Source organism: Kribbella alba (assembly GCF_039529635.1).
Lineage (GTDB): Bacteria > Actinomycetota > Actinomycetes > Propionibacteriales > Kribbellaceae > Kribbella > Kribbella alba.
In genome coordinates, this window is record NZ_BAAANE010000004.1 from 884,660 (window position 1) to 902,293 (window position 17,634).

Genomic DNA, 17,634 nt, shown 5'->3' on the forward strand with positions numbered 1-17,634 from the left:
AGCTGCGTTGACGGGAGTTCTGGCGCGATGCTACAACCGACTAGTCAGAATGCGCAACGCGCGTTGCAGCATGCGCAATTGCTAACAGCAATCACTAACAATGATCGCTAACAGGCAGCCGGACCAGCAGGCGCGAACCGGACCCAGAAAGGTCGTCATGACAGCCTCGTACGATGCCGCCGCCGTCGCAGCTCTAGCGGACCAGCAGGTGAGCTGGCAGGACAAGGCGCTACCGCCCGCGTTCTGGGGGCGGACCGTTGCCGAGGTGCTGGCCGACAAGCCTCGCCTGTCCGGCCTGCCGACTCCTCTGCTCACCCTGTCCGCGCCCGGCCTGGAGCACAACGTCGCGACGATGGCCCGGTGGTGTGCGGAGCACGGTGTCGAGCTGGCCCCGCACGGCAAGACCACGATGGCCCCCGCGCTCTGGGCGAGCCAACTGGAGGCGGGCGCCTGGGCGATCACGCTCGCGAACGTCTTCCAGCTCGGCGTCGCCCGCGCCTACGGGGTGAGCCGGGTGATGATCGCGAACTCGGTGATCTCCCCGCTCCAGCTCCGGTGGATCGCGGACGAGCTCGCGGCGGACGAGGCGTTCGAGGTGACGGTCTGGGCCGACTCAGTCCGCACGGTCGAACTCCTCGAGGCCGCCCGAGCCGCGTACGTCGAACCCGGCGCCCGGCAACTCGACGTACTGGTCGAGGTCGGGGGCAAGGGCGGTCGGACCGGTGCACGGGATGCCGGGACCGCGTTGGCCGTCGGACGGGCCATCGCCGACTCCTCGACCCTTCGGCTCGCCGGAGTCGCCGGCTACGAAGGGGCGATCGCGCACGGGGCGGACGAGGCCGGGCTCGAACACGTGCGGGCGTACCTCCGCGATCTCGCTGAGGTCCACACCAGGCTGCAGGCGGACAACCTGTACGACGCTGACGTGGTGCCTGTGGTCAGCGCTGGCGGCAGCGCGTACTTCGAGCAGGTCGCGGAGGTGCTCGGCCCGCTCGGCAAGTCCGGTGCGCGGGTGGTGCTGCGGTCGGGCGCCTACATCGCCCACGACGACGGCTACTACCGGGAGGTCTCACCACTCGGCGCGACGCCGCGGACCGACGGCGACCGGCTGGTCCCGGCGATGCACGGATGGATCCGGATCACGTCCCAGCCCGAACCGGGACTGGCCATCTTCGATGCGGGCAAGCGGGACCTGCCGTTCGACGAGGGTCTGCCCGAGCCGCAACTGCTCCGGCCGCGATCGGCCGGGGAGGCGGTCTCCAAACTCGGGGGCATGACGGTGACCAAGGTGAACGACCAGCACGGATTCCTCGCTTTCGAGGCCGACGGGGTCGCGCCGCTGGTGATCGGGGACGAGCTGCGGGTCGGGCTGTCGCACCCGTGTACGGCGTTCGACAAATGGGGGCTGATCCCGGTCATCGACGACCCGGATGCCGACGACCCCGTCGTGGTGGACCTGATCCGCACCTTCTTCTGATGACCGCCATGACCGACCTGCTGATCAAGGGCGCCACCGTCCTGGACGGCGCGGGCGCTCCCGGTTTCGCAGCCGACGTCCTGGTCGAGGGTGGCCGGATCACGAGCATCGGCTCCGACCTGTCCGCGACCGCGCAGGTGATCGATGCCGCCGGGCTGGTGTTGTGCCCGGGGTTCATCGACATGCACGCGCACTCCGACCTGCAGCTCCTGGCGAATCCGGACCACACGGCCAAGGTGAGCCAGGGTGTGACGCTGGAGGTGCTCGGCCAGGACGGGCTGTCGTTCGCGCCGATCGACGACCCCACCCGGGCAACGGTCCGCCGCCAGATCGCCGGCTGGAACGGCGAACCCGACGATTTCGACTTCTCCTGGGACTCCGTCGCCGGATATCTGGACCGGCTCGACCAGGGCATCGCCTGCAACGCGGCGTACCTGGTCCCGCAGGGCACGCTGCGGATGATGGTCGTCGGTACTGCGAACCGCCCGGCCACGCCTTCCGAGCTCGCCGAGATGAAGCGGTTGCTCGCCGAGGGTCTGGAGCAAGGTGCCGCGGGGATGAGCAGCGGGCTCACTTACACGCCTGGCATGTTCGCGGACACGGCTGAACTGGTCGAGCTGTGCCGCGTGGTCGCCCGGTACGGCGGCTACTACGGCCCGCACCAGCGTTCCTACGGCAAAGGCGCACTGGAGGCGTACGGCGAGATGATCGAGGTGGCCCGGCAGGCCGGCTGCGCGCTGCACCTCACCCACGCCGTGATGAACTTCGAGCCGAACCGCGGCCGCGGCGTCGACCTGCTCGCGATGATCGACCAGGGTCTGGCCGACGGCGTCGACATCACCATCGACACCTATCCCTATTTGCCGGGGGCAACGACTCTGGCGGCGATCCTGCCGAACTGGACCGCCGAGGGCGGACCCGACGCCCTGCTGGCCCGGCTCGCGGACCCCGCGGACCGCGAGCGGATCAGCTACGAGCTGGAGCAGGTCGGCACCGACGGCTGCCACGGCTGCGTCACGGACTGGAACACGATCGAGATCGCCGGCGTGAAGAACGAGACGCTCAGCGGCGCGGTCGGCAACACCGTCGCGGCGATCGCGGCCGGGATCGAGAAGCCGCCCGCCGAGGTGTTCTTCGACCTGCTGATCCGCGACAACCTGGCGACCACGATCCTGCAGCACGTCGGCCATGAGGAGAACGTTCAGGCGATCATGAAACACCCGACCCACACGGGCGGTTCGGACGCGATCCTGGTCGGCGGCAAGCCCCATCCCCGGGCCTGGGGCACCTTCCCCCGCTACCTCGCGCACTACGTCCGCGAGCTCGGCGTCCTCGAACTGGCCGACTGCATCCATCACCTGACCGGTCGTCCGGCGAAACGGCTACGGCTGACCGAGCGTGGACTGGTCCGGGCGGGATACCACGCGGACCTGGTGCTCTTCGACCCGGACGGGGTGCGGGACGCAGCGACCTTCGACAACCCTCGTCAGCAGGCCGAGGGCATCCCCTGGGTGCTGGTCGGTGGCGTCCCTGTGATCGCTGATGGCCGGCGTACCGACGCACTGCCCGGGCGAGCGATCCGGAGGACCGAACCGGCCGCCGGGCCGCGAACCGACGTACCGAGAGAGGAAACCGAATGACCACCCTGGAGCTGCTCCGGAGCGACCGTGTGCTGAGTGTCGTGCGAGCGCCGGCGATCGACGACGCGAAGGACCTGTGCGCGGCGTTGGTTGCGGGCGGCATCCATGTGATCGAGCTGACCTTCACCACCCCGGACCTGCCGCGGCATCTGGAGCGGGCCGCGTCGACCGCGGCCGAAACCGGAGCAGTGGTGGGCGCGGGGACCGTGCAGACCGCCGCGCAGGCGAAGCAGGCGGTCGAGGCGGGCGCGCAGTTCCTGGTGACGCCAGGCCAGGGACTGGAAGCGGCGGAGATCGTGGCGGCCGCGCACGACGCGGGGATCCCGATCGTGCTCGGCGCGTTCACCCCGTCCGAGGTGATGACCGCGACGGCGCTCGGCTCGGATGCGGTGAAGATCTTCCCGGCCCACCAGTTGGGGCCGAAGTACCTGAAAGACCTCAGTGGTCCGTTCCCCGGCGTACCGCTGGTCCCCTCCGGCGGTGTGAACGCCGGCAACGCACGTCAGTTCCTCGACGCCGGCGCCCTGGCGGTCAGTGCCGGAACCGACGTGGTCTCCCCGGCCGACGTGGCAGCCGGCCGCTGGGCCGACATCACCGCCAAGGCCACCACCTTCTGCGCCGCCCTGCGCTGATCCCCCAGCAGCGGGGGTTATCCCCCACTCGATTGACGGGCTAGCGGGATCGTGCCGATGGTCGGCTGCCGGAACGCTGGAACTATGACGGCAACCGTGCCGGATCGACCGGCGACCCGCGATCTCCGTACCAACCGGCCCGGCCATGGCGACCCCATCCCCGTCGGGCAGGGCGATGCCGTCGACCAGCGGATCGCCGACGACTTCCGCGCGGAGGAACGGCTGGATGGCAAGATCCGTCCACGCCGCTCCCCCGGTGGTATCGCCATCCTGGTCGCCGCGGGAGTCGCAACTGTCCTGCTCCCGTGGTCCGTGGTCCTGGCTGCGACGCTGCCCTCGTCGTACGACGCGACCCATTGGAACCTCGCCTGGGTCGGCCTCGACTGTGGCATCGCCACCACATCTGGCCTCACTGCCTACCTGCTGCACAGGAAGGACGCGCGGGCTTCGTTGACCGCGGTCGCTACCGGCACCCTGTTGTTGGCCGACGCGTGGTTCGACGTCAGCACGTCGGACCCCGGCGGGGGCCACGCGCTCTCCCTGGCGGAGGCTTTGCTCCTCGAAGTCCCGCTGGCGATCTGCGCCTTCGTCGTCGCCGGCCGAGCACTCACGAGGCGTTGATGCCGATCAGTTCGAGGACCGGTCCTTCGTGGAGAGCGGTGTAGACCAGGTCTCGGAGCTGGTTCGCCTCGGCGTCGGTGAGGGTTCGGTCGAGCGGGCGGAGGATCAACCTGATGAGCACGTTTCGTTGGCCCGGGCGCAGCTGGAGACGGGCCCGCGCGGCTTCGGGCAGCTCGTCGTACGAGGTCTCGCCGCGGACCTCGACGGACTCAGCGGCATCCGCGTCCTGGCCGAGCGCCTGGCGGACCCGGTCACCGAGCACCTCCGCCGACACGTCGACCTCGGGCCCGACCACGACCGACAGATCACGCCGAACCGCCGGCATCGCCGATACGGGCTTGTACGCCGAAAGGTCCAGCATCTGCTCCGCCACCCGGGGATCCGGCGAGCGGAGCAACCGGATGTCCCGGATCCCCTTGCGCAGCATCAGCAACCGGTCGAGGCCAGGCCCCATCGCAAGGCCCGTCCACCTCTCATCGAGCCCGGCCTTGCGGAGCACGTGCGGCGCCGCGACCCCGCACTCGCCGATCTCGATCCACTGGTCGTCCAGGAGTACGTCGATCTGCCGGCCATGCGTCGTGTACGGATGGACCGCCGGCACGGTCCGATAGGTCTGGCCGGGCAGGACGGTCTCGACCAGCCGGGCGATCAGCTCCTCCAGCTCGGGCTCCCCGAGGGTGACATTGCGGCTGATCCGCCAAAGATCGAGCTGCTGCGGGGTGCCCGTGTGCTGCCAGTCGACGGAATCCCGGCGGTGGCAGATCCCGGCGCACACCATCAGCACGTCGGACGAGTCGGACGCGGCCAGCTCGCGCAGCGCCGGCGGGATCATCGCGGACGTGTGGCTCCGCAGGACTTCCCCGGCCGAGGCGTACCGGGTGTACCGAGCCTCACGGGTGACAGCCCCCGCGGCATAACCGAGGTTGTCGTAGTTGTCGGCCAGCGGGACGACCGGATGGTCCCGTCTGGTCCAGATCTCGGTGTACGGCCAGGCCTGGCCCAGCGCAGTACGGATGGAGTCGACGATCAGCTGGATCGCGTGCGGACCTTGGGCCGGGTCGGCGAGGTCGCGCAGGGACAGGGCGGCGTGCAGTTCTTCAGACGTCAGGACAGACATGAGGTGCTTCTCTCTCAGGTGAGCAGCGGTCTAGGGGACAGACACCCCGACCGGCCGCGGTCACCTCAGGAGAGAGCGCAGCAGCAGCTCACCCCGTCGGCACCACTGTGCCGGCCGGGGCGCGGAAATCGCTGCGCGTGCTGCTTCACGTCGTCCACTGTACCGGGCGCCCACCAAGACACGCCTGGTGAATTCGGGCAGCGCGCTCAATGGCACGATCAGGCCCATGCGATGGATCGACACCTTGGAAGACGCGGCAGCCGATAAGCTGCCGGAGCCCCTGCACCGCTACTTCAAGCAGGGTTCCGCCGGCGGGATCAGCGTCGGCGAAGCCACCGCGGCCTGGAGTTCGTACCGGTTCCGGCCGCGCATCCTGACGGATGTGTCGACTGTCGACCTGCGAACCACCGTGCTCGGTACGCCGGTCGACGTACCGGTTCTGGTGGCTCCCTCGACCTTGCAGCGGCAGGCGGATCCGGGCGGCGAGGCCGCGATGGCCGCCGGAGTCGCCGCGGCCAACTCCCTGCTTGGAGTCTCCAGCAACGCCGGTACTACGTTCGCCGACATCGGCGCGGCCGGTGCCCCCTGGTGGCTGCAGATCTACGTGGTCAAGAACCGGAACGTGACCCTGCACATGCTGGACGCGGCGGTCGCGGCAGGAGCGCGGGCCATTGTCCTGACTGCAGACACTCCTGTGGTGGGCCGCAAAGAGGACGACGGGCCGACGGTGTGGGAGGCAGTTCAGCCGGGTCACCTGCTGGCGAATCTGGAGGAGGACGACTATTTGCCGGAGGATCTTGCGAAGGCGGATGACCTCACACCTGACGTGATCGGCTGGCTGTCCGAGCGCACAGGTCTGCCTGTCGTGGTGAAGGGTGTACTGCGCGGCGACGACGCCAAGCGCTGTGCGGATGCGGGTGCGGCCGGGGTGATCGTCTCCAACCACGGCGGTCGGCAGCTCGACGGCTCGATCTCGACCGCGCGAGCCCTGCCGGAGGTTGCCGAGGCACTGGTCGGGACCGACGTCGAGCTGTACGTCGACGGCGGGATCCGGCGCGGGGAGCATGTGCTGGCGGCACTGGCTCTCGGTGCCCGCGCGGTGTTCGTCGGCCGGCCGGCGCTCTGGGCGCTGAGCGTAGCCGGTTCGGCAGGCGTGACGCGGCTGATCCGCGACCTCGGTGACGAGCTCGAGCACGCCATCCGGCTCGTCGGCTGCCCCCGCGTGGCCGACCTTTCCCCGGACCTCATCACGCGCTGATCCGCTGGCCGGTCTGTGGACCCGCTGGCCCGATCGGGCGCTGGGCAGACCTGGGCCCGGCTGACCGGGACGGTCGTATCGTTGACCACGGGCGCCGCTACCGCGTGGCCGTGCCTTTGCGCTGGGGACGCGGAAACGCGAAGAGCCCCGGTCCGCCGACCGGGGCTCTTCGTCTGTCCTGCCGGCGGCACGGGGGCCGCCGGATCGTTCAGGCGGCTGGGAGCCGCCGGATCGTGCGGGCGGCCGGGCAGCCGCCGGAGGGGTGAGGCTCAGGCCTCGACCGGCTCCTCGAGCAGGTTGCGGGTGAGGTTGGGGTCCACCTGGACGCCCGGACCCATCGTGGTCGAGAACACGGTCTTCTTGATGTAGCGACCCTTCGAGCTGGAGGGCTTCAGCCGGAGAATCTCCTCCAGTGCGGCGCTGTAGTTCTCCACCAGCTGGGCCTCGTCGAAGGAGGCCTTGCCGATGATGAAGTGCAGGTTCGCGTGCCGGTCGACCCGGAACTCGATCTTGCCGCCCTTGATGTCGGTGACGGCCTTCGTCACGTCCGGGGTGACCGTTCCGGTCTTCGGGTTCGGCATCAGACCACGCGGGCCGAGCACGCGGCCCAGCCGGCCGACCTTGCCCATCAGGTCGGGGGTGGCGACGACGGCGTCGAAGTCGAGCCAGCCGTCGGTCACCTTCTTGATCATGTCGTCGTCGCCGACGAAGTCGGCGCCGGCGGCCTTGGCGGCCTCGGCCTTCTCACCGGTGGCGAAGACGAGGACCCGTGCCGTCTTGCCGGTGCCGTGCGGAAGGAGAACGGTGCCGCGCACCATCTGGTCGGCCTTGCGGGGGTCGACCCCGAGGCGCATCGCGACATCGATGGTGGAGTTGAACTTCTTGCTGCCGGCCGCTTCCTTGGCCAGCTTGATGGCCTCGAGGGGGCTGTACAGCTTGTCGAAGTCGATCTTCTCCGCGATGGCGCGGTAGCTCTTGCTGCGCTGAGTCATGAGTGTTCCTCTCTGGGACGTGGTGTCACGGGCGGCGCTTCGCCCTGCCACAACTACTGGTGAAATCGATGACGATTTCGCTACTGACAAGTTCCAACGGCGGGGCCGCGGGACTTATTTCTCGACCACGACGCCCATCGAGCGGGCCGTGCCCTCGATGATCTTCATCGCGGCGTCGATGTCACGGGCGTTCAGGTCCGGCATCTTGGTGGTGGCGATCTCGCGGACCTGGTCCTTGGTGATCTTGCCGACCTTGTCCTTCTGCGGGACAGCCGAACCCTTCTGCAGGCCCGCGGCCTTCTTGATCATCTCCGGCGCCGGCGGCGTCTTGGTGACGAAGGTGAAGGAGCGGTCTTCGTAGATGGTGATCTCGACCGGCACGACGTTTCCGCGCATGGACTCCGTCTGGGCGTTGTACGCCTTGCAGAACTCCATGATGTTGACGCCGTGCGGACCGAGCGCGGTACCGACCGGCGGAGCCGGAGTCGCGGCGCCGGCCTGGAGCTGCACCTTCACGAGGGCAGCGATCTTCTTCTTGGGAGGCATTCTCTCGGGTCCTTAGACTTTCTGGATCTGGCTGAAGCTGAGTTCCACCGGGGTCTCCCGGCCGAAGATCTCCACCAGCGCCTTGATCCGCTGGGCGTCGGCATTGATCTCCGTGATCGTGGCGTGCAGGGTCGCGAACGGCCCGTCGACCACCATGACCGAGTCACCCACACCGAAGTCGGCGACCTCGACCTTCTTCTTGGCCGCGGTCTTGGTGGGTGCGGCACCGGTCTCGGCAGCCGCCGCCTCGGCCGCCGCCACGACGGCCGGAGCGAGCATCTTCTCAACCTCTTCGAGGCTGAGCGGGACGGGCTTCTGGCTGTTCCCGACGAAGCCGGTCACCGACGGCGTGTGCCGCACGGTCGACCAGGACTCGTCCGTGAGGTCCATCCGGACCAGCACGTAGCCGGGGAGCACGGTGCGCTTGACCATCCGGCGCTGCCCGTTCTTGATCTCGGCGACCTCTTCGGTCGGCACGATGATCTCGAAGATGTAGTCCTCCATGTTCAGGGAGTTGATCCGGTTCTCAAGGTTGCCCTTGACGCGGTTCTCCATCCCTGAGTACGTGTGCACCACGTACCAGTCGCCGATCTGGGAGCGCAGCGTGCTGCGCAGCTCCTCCAGCGGGTCGCCCGGCTCCTCCGGCTCGACCTCGGCGGCCTCGTCCTCAGCGGCCTCGTCCTCAGCGGCCTCGTCCTCGGCTGCCGGCGCAGCCGCGGCAACGGCGTCGACGCCGTCCGCGGACTGGTCGCTGTCGTCCTCGTCCGAGTCGCTGTCGTCCTCGTCATCGGCGGCGGAACCGCTGGAGAAGACGACCTCGTCGTCCTCGGTCTCGGGCTCCGCGGTGTCGTCGAGAGTCGTCTCGGCGGTCTCGACGGACAGCTCGTCGGCGGCGTTGTCCACGTCGGCAGCGGTGACGATCTCGTCGTCCTCCGCGGCGTCGGCGGCAGCGACCACCACGACCGGCTCGTCGTCCGAGTCGTCGGAGTCGGCGGCGCCGTCCTCGGCCTCGTCGTCGGCGGTGTACTCGGTGTCCGCCACGTCGTCATCGTCGTCGGCCGCGATGATCACCTCGTCGTCGACCTCCACGAACGGGTCGTCGTCGTCGGAAGCGAACAGGTCGTCGTCATCATCGTCCGAGTCGTCGAAGTCGAAGCCGAGATCGTCGTCGGAGTCAGCGGACACGTCGATCTCGTCCTCGATCTCGAGGACCTCGTCGTCACGCTGGTCGGACACGTTTTACTCCGTCATCTGTGCATCGGGGCCGTCACCTGGTGGGACGGGGCCTGCTGGAACTGGTGGACCTTCGGCTGCTGGATCGCCTCGGGAGCCGGGTGGCTCAGCCGAAGATCTTGAACATCGCCCAACCGAAGGCGAGGTCGAGGACCGACACGATCGCGATGACGAACACCACGAAGGTCAGCACCACCATGAAGTAGGTGGACAGCTGCTTGCGGGTCGGCCAGACCACCTTGCGGAGCTCGGCGACCACCTGGCGGTAGAAGCGCAGCAGGCGGTTGCCCGACTTGCTCTCCGCCGGCCTGCCGGCGCCGGACGGTGCCGGCGTGCGGGTCTCCGTCACGACCTACCTCTTTCGCTAGCGGCGTCCTGGCCGGCCCTGCGCCGGTCAGGATTTGCAGGGCACGAGGGACTTGAACCCCCAACCTTCGGTTTTGGAGACCGATGCTCTGCCAGTTGAGCTAGTGCCCTCTGCAAATTCCTCTGGTGACTGCTCTCCAGACGCCGCTGGACCTGATCTTGGGCATGCCGGATCAGGGCCATCAACGCCCGGACTAGAAGAGTGTACGGGGTCAGGGCCACCTGGTCGAACTGAGCTCAGGTGAGGCACCGTCCACCCGCCACGACCGCCACCGGGCGTCGTACCGCGGCCAGAACCATACCGTCTCCACCCACCACAACACCGCGGGGGGCCGCCCGGTTCCACCCTCCGGCGCGGGCGTCGCGGTCAGTCCGCGATACCGAGATGTCACCGATGGGTGGGCAGTGCCAGGATGGGGCCATGGTCTCCCGCATCTCCGCACGTATCGGTGCAATCAGTGAATCGGCCACCCTCGCGGTCGACGCCAAGGCGAAGGCACTCAAGGCTGCCGGCCGCCCGGTGATCGGCTTCGGCGCCGGCGAGCCGGACTTCCCCACCCCGGACTACATCGTCGAGGCAGCCGTCGAGGCCGCCCGCGATCCGAAGAACCACCGCTACAGCCCGGCCGGGGGTCTGCCGGACCTCAAGCAGGCGATCGTCGACAAGACGAAGCGGGATTCCGGCTACGAGATCGAGGCGGCCCAGGTCCTGGTCACCAACGGCGGCAAGCACGCCGTCTACAACACCTTCGCGACGCTGCTCGACCCGGGCGATGAGGTGCTGCTGCCTGCGCCGTACTGGACCACGTACCCGGAGACGATCAAGCTGGCCGGCGGCGTGCCGGTCGAGGTGCTCGCCGACGAGACCCAGAACTACCTGGTCACCGTCGAGCAGCTCGAGGCGGCCCGGACCGACAAGACGAAGGCGCTGCTGTTCTGCTCGCCGTCGAACCCGACCGGTGCGGTCGAGACGCCGGAGGCGATCGAGGCGATCGGCCGCTGGGCGCTGGAGCACGACATCTGGGTGATCACCGACGAGATCTACGAGCACCTCACCTACGGCGGCACCAAGGCCCCGTCGATCCCGGTCGTCGTACCGGAGCTGGCGGACCGGACCGTCGTCCTGAACGGTGTCGCCAAGACGTATGCGATGACCGGCTGGCGGGTCGGCTGGATGATCGGCCCGAAGGACGTCATCAAGGCCGCCGCGAACCTTCAGTCGCACCAGACCTCGAACGTCTGCAACATCGCCCAGCGGGCCGCGATCGCCGCGCTGTCCGGCGACCTGACCGCCGTCGAGGAGATGAAGAAGGCCTTCGACCGGCGGCGCAAGACGATGGTGGGGATGCTGAACGAGATCCCCGGCGTCGAGTGCCCGGAGCCGACCGGCGCGTTCTACGCGTACCCGTCGGTGAAGGGTGTGCTCGGCAAGGAGATCAACGGCCGTACTGCGACCACCTCCACCGAGCTGGCCGAGATCATCCTCGAGGACGCCGAGGTCGCGGTCGTCCCCGGCGAGGCCTTCGGAGCGCCGGGCTACCTGCGGCTGTCCTACGCCCTCGGCGACGACGACCTGGTCGAAGGCGTCTCCCGCATCCAGAAGCTGCTGAGCTAGACAACCTGCGAGCCGAGAAGATGATCGGGCCGTCCATCCAGCGGGTGGACGGCCCGATTTCTGTCTCAGCGGTCTACGTCGGTAACCTTCTGTGATGACGCGTCGGGACCTGCGGCTGCTGCCGAAGACCCATCTGCACCTGCACTTCTCCGGCTCGATGCGGCACTTGACCCTGGTCGAGCTGGCCGACAAGCACGGCGTGCGGCTCCCGGATGCCCTGCGCACCGACTGGCCGCCGGAGCTGTCCGCCGCGGACGAGCGCGGTTGGTTCCGCTTCCAGCGCCTCTACGACATCGCCCGTTCGGTACTGCGGACCGAGGGCGACGTCCGCCGCCTGGTCCGCGAGGCCGCCGAGGACGACCGCGCCGACGGATCCCGCTGGCTGGAGATCCAGGTGGACCCGTCGGGGTATGCGAACCGCTTCCACGGCATCACCGAGTTCACGGATCTCGTGCTCGATGCCGCCCGGGACGCGGCCGCCTCCACCGGGATCGCAGTACAGGTGATCATCGCTGCGAACCGCACCCGCCATCCCCTCGACGCACGCACCCTCGCCCGGTTGGCCGCGCAGTACGTCGGTCGGGGTGTCGTCGGGTTCGGGCTTTCCAACGACGAGCGGCGCGGGACCACCGCGGAGTTCGCGCCGGCGTTCCGGATCGCCCGCAATGCCGGGTTGCTCGCCGCACCGCACGGTGGTGAGCTCTGCGGGCCCGCGACGGTGCGTACCTGCCTGGACGAGCTCGGAGCCGGGCGGATCGGGCACGGCGTGCGTTCTGTCGAGGACCCTGACCTGCTGAAGCGGATAGTCGACGCGCAGGTAGGTCTGGAGGTCTGCCCGGCCTCCAACGTGTCGCTGGGGGTCTATCGGCGGGCAGAGGACGTGCCGCTACGGCAGCTGTACGACGCGGGCGCACGGATCGCGCTGGGAGCGGACGACCCCTTGTTGTTCGGGTCCAGGCTTGCTGAGCAGTACGAGACGGCACGGAGCGTGCATGGCTTCAGCGATACGGAGTTGGCCGGCCTTGCGCGCGGGTCGGTGCTCGCGTCGACCGCGCCGGACGACGTACAGAAGAGCCTGCTCACCGAGATCGACGACTGGCTGGGAGTGAACCAGCCGGTCGCGGCGCCGGCCGCAAGCTAGAGCAGCGAGCCAGTCGGCGGCGAGCCGACCTGCGCCTGATCCTTTTGCGCGATGTCGTTGTGGGTACCGCGGGGCCTACCCGTTATCAGCGAGGAGAGGCCGATGGAAACCAGCGCGACAGGGACCGAGCAGGATGTGATCGACGTCCTGACCACGGACCACCGAGAAGTCGAACAGCTCATCGCGCAGCTCAACGGCACCGCCGACTCCGCGCAGCGCCGGGAGCTGGCCGACCAGATGATCGCCGAACTCGTCCGGCACTCCGTGGCCGAGGAGATGTACGTCTACCCCGCGATGCGCAAGCACCTGCCCGACGGCGAAGCGGCCGTCAAGCACGACACGGAGGAGCACAAAGAGCTCGAGAAGCTGATGAAGAAGCTCGAGGGTCTGGACGCGGACGACACGAAGTTCATGGAGACCGTGGGCCAGTTGCAGCAGGTGCTCGCCGACCACGTGAAGAGCGAGGAGACCGAGCAGTTTCCGCAGCTGCGGACCCACATCCCCGCAGAGAAGCTGGTCGAGCTCAAGGACAAGGTGCAGACCGCGAAGAAACTCGCGCCGACGCGACCGCATCCAGCCGCTCCGAACAACGAGCTGTTCCACAAGGTCGTCGGCCCGGGCGTGGGATTTGTGGACCGGCTGCGCGACAAGCTGACCGGCCGCCAGGTCTAGTCAGGCCGAGCCGGCCTCTACCGGACCCGCCGCACCCGTCCCGCAGTACGAGAGCATTGCGTGGCGGAGGCGGCGGGCTTAGTTTGCGGGCATGAGCCTGACCAAGATCCTGCTGCCCGAGGACGAGCTGCCGACCCGCTGGTACAACGTGCTGCACGATCTGCCGACGCCCCCGCCGCCGGTTCTGCACCCCGGCACCGGGCAGCCCGTCGGCCCGGACGACCTCGCACCGCTGTTCCCGATGGACCTGATCCTGCAGGAGGTCTCGCAGGACCAGTACGTCGACATCCCCGGCGAGGTGCTCGACGTGTATCGGTTGTGGCGGCCGAGCCCGCTCTACCGGGCGCATCGGCTGGAGAAGGCGCTGGATACGCCCGCGCGGATCTACTACAAGTACGAAGGGGTCTCCCCGGCCGGCTCGCACAAGCCGAACACCGCGGTCCCGCAGGCCTACTACAACGCGAAGGCCGGGATCCGGAAGCTGACGACCGAGACCGGCGCGGGGCAATGGGGAACGGCCCTGGCGTTCGCGTGCGCGCAGTACGGGCTGGAGTGCGAGGTCTGGCAGGTGCGGGCGTCGTACGACCAGAAGCCCTACCGGCGGACGATGATGGAGGTGTTCGGCGCAACCGTGCACCCGAGTCCGTCGGATCTCACCGAGGCTGGGCGCAAGATCCTCGCCGAGCATCCGGACTCCACCGGCTCGCTGGGGATCGCCATCAGCGAGGCGGTCGAGATGGCCGTGCAGGACCCGTCCATCCACTACGCGCTGGGCAGCGTGCTGAACCACGTGCTGCTGCACCAGACGATCATCGGCGAGGAGGCCCTGATCCAGCTCGCGATGGTCGGCGAGACCCCTGACCTGCTGGTGGGCTGCACCGGCGGCGGCTCGAACTTCGGCGGACTCGCCTTCCCGTTCCTGCGGGAGAAGTGGGCGGGGCGGATGGCACCCGTCGTACGGGCGGTGGAGCCGGCGGCCTGTCCGTCACTGACGCAGGGGACGTACGCGTACGACTTCGGCGACACGCTCGGGATGACGCCGCTGATGAAGATGCACACCCTCGGCCACGACTTCGTGCCGGACCCGATCCACGCGGGCGGCCTGCGGTACCACGGGATGAGTCCGCTGATCAGCCACCTCTACGAGACCGGCGAGATCGAGGCGATCGCCAAGGCGCAGTCCGAGTGCTTCGCGGCGGGCGTGCTGTTCGCGCGGGCCGAGGGCATCGTGCCCGCGCCGGAGCCGACACACGCGCTGGCCGCGACGATCGAGGAAGCCCAGCGCTGCAAGGAATCCGGCGAGGAGAAGGTCATCCTGACCGCGTTGTGCGGACACGGACACCTCGACCTGGCCGCGTATGACGCCTACTTGTCCGGCGCGATGACGGACCGGTCCTGGGACGACGCCGAGATCCAGGCGTCTGTGGCGGCAGCCCTCGATCGGTTGCCGGTCGTCTAGAAGCGTCGCCACCGGGACTTGGGGCGTTTGGGGACGGCGGCCAGCCAGTCCTCCGGGATCGCCCAGCCCTTGGCGGCGATGGCCTCGAAGTACAGGGCTTTGAGGCTGTCGGGCAGCCAGTAGGTCGCCTTGGCCTGGTTCGACACCTCGAAGTACGTGGTCCGGCTGCCGGGGCTCCAGACGGTGGCCAGGTTGGAGCAGTAGGCCAGCCTGGTGAAGTCCCAGCGCGCTTGTTCATCCATCACGTCGTAGGCGCGTTCGACCGGCGCCCGGAACTTGCGCGGCGATGGCGGCTCCCGCTCGATCTCGTCGATCAGTTGCTGCACGACGGCCCGGTCCTCGGTCATCCCGTCCGGCAGCCGTAGGTCGACCGGATCGAGCACCGTCGTCCCCAGCCGCGGCGACGCCACCTCGAGGAACGTCTCCAGCAACGCGAACGCCACCTCGGCCCGCTCGAAGTTTCCCAGCTCCGCCCGCAAGGTGGTCACCGCTTCGTCAGCCACACCTGGACCCTATGCACTCCCCGATCGCAATCGCTGGCAGGGCAGGGAGATCGGGGCATCGCGGGGCATTTCGGGGCAGCGCGGGGCAGGTCGTCCACAGGGGTGGTTTTGGTGGTCGCTGACCGTGTTCGGGCACCTACAGTTACCGCCATGTCAGAGGTCAACGGGTTGTTGCGAGCCGCACGCGAGCGGACGCCGTCGCGGCGTGCGCCCGGTGAGTACATGTCCCGCGCGGAGCTCGCCGAGGCCGTCTGCGCCTGGTTGTGGGAGACCACCCAGATCAAGTACGAACTGGACGGGCACTACATCGCCAAGCTCGAACGCGGCGCGGTGCGCTGGCCGGGCGCGGCGTACCGGTCCGGCCTCCGGTCTGTCCTGGAGGTTGCCACCGACAACGAACTCGGCTTCACCCCGCCCGGCGGTCCGGCCACGCTCGACGTGGATCTGGCCTGCTGCTCGACCTTTGGCCTGGAGGACGACCTGGTCGACGCCGGCGACGAGTCGGTCGCGCTGCTGACGATGGCCGAGGAGTCGAACGTCGGCGATCTGACCGTGGAGCAGTTGCACGCGGACATCCAGCGGATCGCGCAGAACTACCTCAAGGTGCCGACCAAGCCGCTCTTCCTGCGCAGCCGGGCGATCCGCGACCGCGCCTTCAGGCTGCTCGCCGGCCGGCAACCGCCCGGCCAGACCCGTGACCTGTACGCCGCGGCCGGCTGGGCGCTGACGTTGCTCGCCTGGATGTCGGTGGATCTCGGCCGTCCCGACGTCGCCGAGAGCCACACCCGGACGGCCTGGGCCTGCGCCGATGCCGCCGGGCACGACGAGCTGCGCGCGTGGGTCCGCGCCACCCAGCACACGGCCGCCTTCTGGCAGGACGACTTCGGCCGCGCCGCGGAGTACGCCGAGAGCGGGCTGCGGTACGCCGGCGGCTCGTCCGCGTTGTTCCTCGCGAGCGTGGCGGCGGTGGACCTGGCCCGGACCGGCCGGGTGGACGACGCCCGGCACGCCCTGGTGGTCGCGAAGGACACGAAGATCAACCCGGACGTGAACGAACTCGGCGGACCACTGCTCTGTACTCCGGAACGCGCCGAGGGGATCTGGTCCGACGTTCACCTGGCACTCGGCGAAGCGCAGTACACGGCTGACCATGCGGATCGCGGGGTCGCGTTGTTCGAGGCGGCTCCGCACGCCCTGCGCAACTACGGCTCCGAGCGGATGGTTCGCCTGCAACAGGTGAAGGCCCGCCTGGAGCTCGGCGAACTGGACGGCGCCGGCGAGGCCCTGGACGCCGTGCTCGCCACGCCACCGGAGTACAGGGTGCGTCCCCTGATCCACCGGATCAGCGAGGTCGCCGCGATCACCCGCACCGACCGCTACGGCACCGAGTCCAAGACCCGCGCGATGCACGAGGCCATCCGCGAATTCGTACGCCGTCCCGCCACCGCCCGCGGGCGAACCCACTGAATGGAGTCAGGCATGTTCTCCGAAGTTCGCGACCACTGGTACTGGCGTCCGGGGTGGCGCGTCGGGCGGTCCTTCTACACCTGGCACCTCACCTTCGCCGACCACCCCGAAGCGGCGGAACTCCTCGCGGCGTACCAGCCGGTGATCGAGGCGATGCCGGGGATCACGCCGGTCCCCCTCGAGTGGTTGCACCTGACCATGCAGGGCGTCGGCTTCAGCGACAAGGTGTCGGCGGACGAGCTCGCCGAGATCGTCGAAGCCGCCCGCTACCGCCTCGCCCGGATCGCGCCGTTCACGGTCACGATCGGCCCGGCCGTGGTGGATCCCGAAACCGTGCAGCTGCCGGTGAGGCCGACCCAGCCCCTCCAGAACCTCCGCGACCACATCCGCGCCGCGATCGCCGACGTCTGGGGCCCCGACTCCGTCCCCGAACACCCCGAGCTCCGCCCCCACATCTCCCTCGGCTACTTCAACACCCCAGCCCCCGCCGCCCCTCTGCGCGCCCACCTCGCCACCACATCGCCACACACGACAACCCTCACCATCAGCTCGATCTCCCTCATCAACCTCCACCGCAACAACCACATGTACGAATGGGACCCCACCACCACCCTCAAACTCCCGACCGCCTGACTCGTCGGCGGGCTGAGTGCCGCCCCGTCGTGGGGGTATCGGTCGAAGAAGCCGCTACCCGGGATCCCACCATGGTGGGATCCCCGATGCTGGAATGGACCAGATTCGGCATCGGCGGTGCTGCGTCGGCCAGATCTGGGGACCTCGGACACCTAGTGGGGACCGGGGTCAGGCTATTTCGTGTCCGAGATCTCGGGTTGGTGTCCGAGGGCTCGGGTTGGTGTCCGAGGTCCCGGGTTGCTGTCCGAGGTCTCGGGTTGCT

17 protein-coding genes and 1 tRNA gene are annotated in these 17,634 nt (G+C 68.8%); 11 read left to right on the forward strand and 7 right to left on the reverse strand.

Annotated features, from left to right (window positions below):
• The first annotated feature begins 157 nt into the window (after positions 1-157).
• The 4 genes from ABD210_RS11010 to ABD210_RS11025 all read left to right on the forward strand — a co-directional run bounded on the left by ABD210_RS11010 (position 158) and on the right by ABD210_RS11025 (position 4,370).
• Positions 158-1,477: a type III PLP-dependent enzyme domain-containing protein gene (locus ABD210_RS11010; RefSeq protein WP_344110957.1), complete on the forward strand. Its 1,320-nt coding sequence runs from the start codon at positions 158-160 to the stop codon at positions 1,475-1,477.
• A complete protein-coding gene (locus ABD210_RS11015; RefSeq protein ID WP_344110959.1) occupies positions 1,477-3,117 on the forward strand; it encodes an N-acyl-D-amino-acid deacylase family protein in 1,641 nt (546 codons plus the stop codon). The genes ABD210_RS11010 and ABD210_RS11015 overlap by 1 nt, the downstream gene beginning before the upstream one ends.
• Complete coding sequence (locus tag ABD210_RS11020; RefSeq protein ID WP_344110960.1) at positions 3,114-3,749, forward strand: bifunctional 4-hydroxy-2-oxoglutarate aldolase/2-dehydro-3-deoxy-phosphogluconate aldolase; 636 nt, start codon at positions 3,114-3,116, stop codon at positions 3,747-3,749. Before ABD210_RS11015 ends, ABD210_RS11020 begins: the two co-directional genes overlap by 4 nt.
• A gap of 84 nt (positions 3,750-3,833) precedes the next feature.
• Positions 3,834-4,370: a hypothetical protein gene (locus tag ABD210_RS11025; RefSeq protein ID WP_344110961.1), complete on the forward strand. Its 537-nt coding sequence runs from the start codon at positions 3,834-3,836 to the stop codon at positions 4,368-4,370.
• Here the strand turns inward: ABD210_RS11025 and srmL are convergent.
• Positions 4,357-5,487 carry a PheS-related mystery ligase SrmL gene (gene srmL, locus ABD210_RS11030; RefSeq protein ID WP_344110963.1) on the reverse strand — a complete coding sequence of 377 codons (1,131 nt, stop codon included), beginning with the start codon at positions 5,485-5,487 and terminating at the stop codon, positions 4,357-4,359. The two genes, ABD210_RS11025 and srmL, sit on opposite strands and share 14 nt — an antisense overlap.
• Positions 5,488-5,713: 226 nt before the next feature.
• Between srmL and ABD210_RS11035 the strand changes: the two genes are divergently transcribed.
• Positions 5,714-6,745: an alpha-hydroxy acid oxidase gene (locus tag ABD210_RS11035; RefSeq protein WP_344110964.1), complete on the forward strand. Its 1,032-nt coding sequence runs from the start codon at positions 5,714-5,716 to the stop codon at positions 6,743-6,745.
• Between the two features lie 269 nt (positions 6,746-7,014).
• Here ABD210_RS11035 and rplA read toward each other — a convergent pair whose 3' ends face one another.
• The 5 genes from rplA to ABD210_RS11060 form a co-directional block, all read right to left on the reverse strand.
• Positions 7,015-7,737 carry a 50S ribosomal protein L1 gene (rplA, locus tag ABD210_RS11040; RefSeq protein WP_344110966.1) on the reverse strand — a complete coding sequence of 241 codons (723 nt, stop codon included), beginning with the start codon at positions 7,735-7,737 and terminating at the stop codon, positions 7,015-7,017.
• Positions 7,738-7,851: 114 nt separating this feature from the next.
• Positions 7,852-8,283 (reverse strand): 50S ribosomal protein L11, encoded by a 432-nt coding sequence (gene rplK / locus ABD210_RS11045; protein WP_344110968.1) that lies wholly within the window; start codon positions 8,281-8,283, stop codon positions 7,852-7,854.
• A gap of 12 nt (positions 8,284-8,295) precedes the next feature.
• Positions 8,296-9,243, reverse strand: a complete 948-nt coding sequence (gene nusG / locus ABD210_RS11050) for a transcription termination/antitermination protein NusG (RefSeq protein WP_425552668.1) — start codon at positions 9,241-9,243, stop codon at positions 8,296-8,298.
• Between the two features lie 379 nt (positions 9,244-9,622).
• Positions 9,623-9,865 carry a preprotein translocase subunit SecE gene (gene secE / locus ABD210_RS11055; RefSeq protein WP_344110969.1) on the reverse strand — a complete coding sequence of 81 codons (243 nt, stop codon included), beginning with the start codon at positions 9,863-9,865 and terminating at the stop codon, positions 9,623-9,625.
• 55 nt (positions 9,866-9,920) lie between these two features.
• A tRNA-Trp gene (locus tag ABD210_RS11060) sits at positions 9,921-9,993 on the reverse strand.
• A 310-nt stretch (positions 9,994-10,303) separates the two neighbouring features.
• On the opposite strand from ABD210_RS11060, the gene ABD210_RS11065 reads away from it, so the two are divergent.
• From ABD210_RS11065 to ABD210_RS11080, 4 genes are all read left to right on the forward strand, one after another.
• Complete coding sequence (locus ABD210_RS11065; protein ID WP_344110970.1) at positions 10,304-11,497, forward strand: pyridoxal phosphate-dependent aminotransferase; 1,194 nt, start codon at positions 10,304-10,306, stop codon at positions 11,495-11,497.
• A gap of 94 nt (positions 11,498-11,591) precedes the next feature.
• A complete protein-coding gene (locus tag ABD210_RS11070; protein WP_344110971.1) occupies positions 11,592-12,638 on the forward strand; it encodes an adenosine deaminase in 1,047 nt (348 codons plus the stop codon).
• A 102-nt stretch (positions 12,639-12,740) separates the two neighbouring features.
• Positions 12,741-13,310 carry a hemerythrin domain-containing protein gene (locus ABD210_RS11075; RefSeq protein ID WP_344110972.1) on the forward strand — a complete coding sequence of 190 codons (570 nt, stop codon included), beginning with the start codon at positions 12,741-12,743 and terminating at the stop codon, positions 13,308-13,310.
• 91 nt (positions 13,311-13,401) lie between these two features.
• Positions 13,402-14,769 carry a TrpB-like pyridoxal phosphate-dependent enzyme gene (locus tag ABD210_RS11080; protein ID WP_344110974.1) on the forward strand — a complete coding sequence of 456 codons (1,368 nt, stop codon included), beginning with the start codon at positions 13,402-13,404 and terminating at the stop codon, positions 14,767-14,769.
• Here the strand turns inward: ABD210_RS11080 and ABD210_RS11085 are convergent.
• The gene (locus ABD210_RS11085) at positions 14,766-15,272 is read right to left on the reverse strand and encodes a hypothetical protein (RefSeq protein ID WP_344110975.1); all 507 of its coding nucleotides are present in this window, start codon (positions 15,270-15,272) and stop codon (positions 14,766-14,768) included. The two genes, ABD210_RS11080 and ABD210_RS11085, sit on opposite strands and share 4 nt — an antisense overlap.
• 150 nt (positions 15,273-15,422) lie before the next feature.
• Here ABD210_RS11085 and ABD210_RS11090 point away from each other — a divergent pair, with 150 nt between their 5' ends.
• Together ABD210_RS11090 and ABD210_RS11095 are read left to right on the forward strand one after the other, a co-directional pair.
• Positions 15,423-16,739, forward strand: coding sequence for an NsdA family TPR-like regulatory protein (locus ABD210_RS11090; protein ID WP_344110977.1), 1,317 nt, complete (start codon positions 15,423-15,425; stop codon positions 16,737-16,739).
• 12 nt (positions 16,740-16,751) lie between these two features.
• Entirely contained in the window at positions 16,752-17,372 is a 621-nt protein-coding gene (locus tag ABD210_RS11095; RefSeq protein ID WP_344110978.1) for a 2'-5' RNA ligase family protein, read from the forward strand.
• The last annotated feature ends 262 nt before the right edge of the window (positions 17,373-17,634 follow it).

Coding starts and splice junctions, on each gene's coding strand:
- srmL (WP_344110963.1), bottom strand. CDS start 5,487: ATGTCTGTCCTGACGTCTGAAGAACTGCACGCCGCCCTGTCCCTGCGC.
- ABD210_RS11020 (WP_344110960.1), top strand. CDS start 3,114: ATGACCACCCTGGAGCTGCTCCGGAGCGACCGTGTGCTGAGTGTCGTG.
- ABD210_RS11095 (WP_344110978.1), top strand. CDS start 16,752: ATGTTCTCCGAAGTTCGCGACCACTGGTACTGGCGTCCGGGGTGGCGC.
- ABD210_RS11080 (WP_344110974.1), top strand. CDS start 13,402: ATGAGCCTGACCAAGATCCTGCTGCCCGAGGACGAGCTGCCGACCCGC.
- ABD210_RS11015 (WP_344110959.1), top strand. CDS start 1,477: ATGACCGCCATGACCGACCTGCTGATCAAGGGCGCCACCGTCCTGGAC.
- ABD210_RS11025 (WP_344110961.1), top strand. CDS start 3,834: ATGACGGCAACCGTGCCGGATCGACCGGCGACCCGCGATCTCCGTACC.
- ABD210_RS11010 (WP_344110957.1), top strand. CDS start 158: ATGACAGCCTCGTACGATGCCGCCGCCGTCGCAGCTCTAGCGGACCAG.
- ABD210_RS11035 (WP_344110964.1), top strand. CDS start 5,714: ATGCGATGGATCGACACCTTGGAAGACGCGGCAGCCGATAAGCTGCCG.
- ABD210_RS11070 (WP_344110971.1), top strand. CDS start 11,592: ATGACGCGTCGGGACCTGCGGCTGCTGCCGAAGACCCATCTGCACCTG.
- rplK (WP_344110968.1), bottom strand. CDS start 8,283: ATGCCTCCCAAGAAGAAGATCGCTGCCCTCGTGAAGGTGCAGCTCCAG.
- ABD210_RS11075 (WP_344110972.1), top strand. CDS start 12,741: ATGGAAACCAGCGCGACAGGGACCGAGCAGGATGTGATCGACGTCCTG.
- rplA (WP_344110966.1), bottom strand. CDS start 7,737: ATGACTCAGCGCAGCAAGAGCTACCGCGCCATCGCGGAGAAGATCGAC.
- ABD210_RS11065 (WP_344110970.1), top strand. CDS start 10,304: ATGGTCTCCCGCATCTCCGCACGTATCGGTGCAATCAGTGAATCGGCC.
- ABD210_RS11090 (WP_344110977.1), top strand. CDS start 15,423: ATGTCAGAGGTCAACGGGTTGTTGCGAGCCGCACGCGAGCGGACGCCG.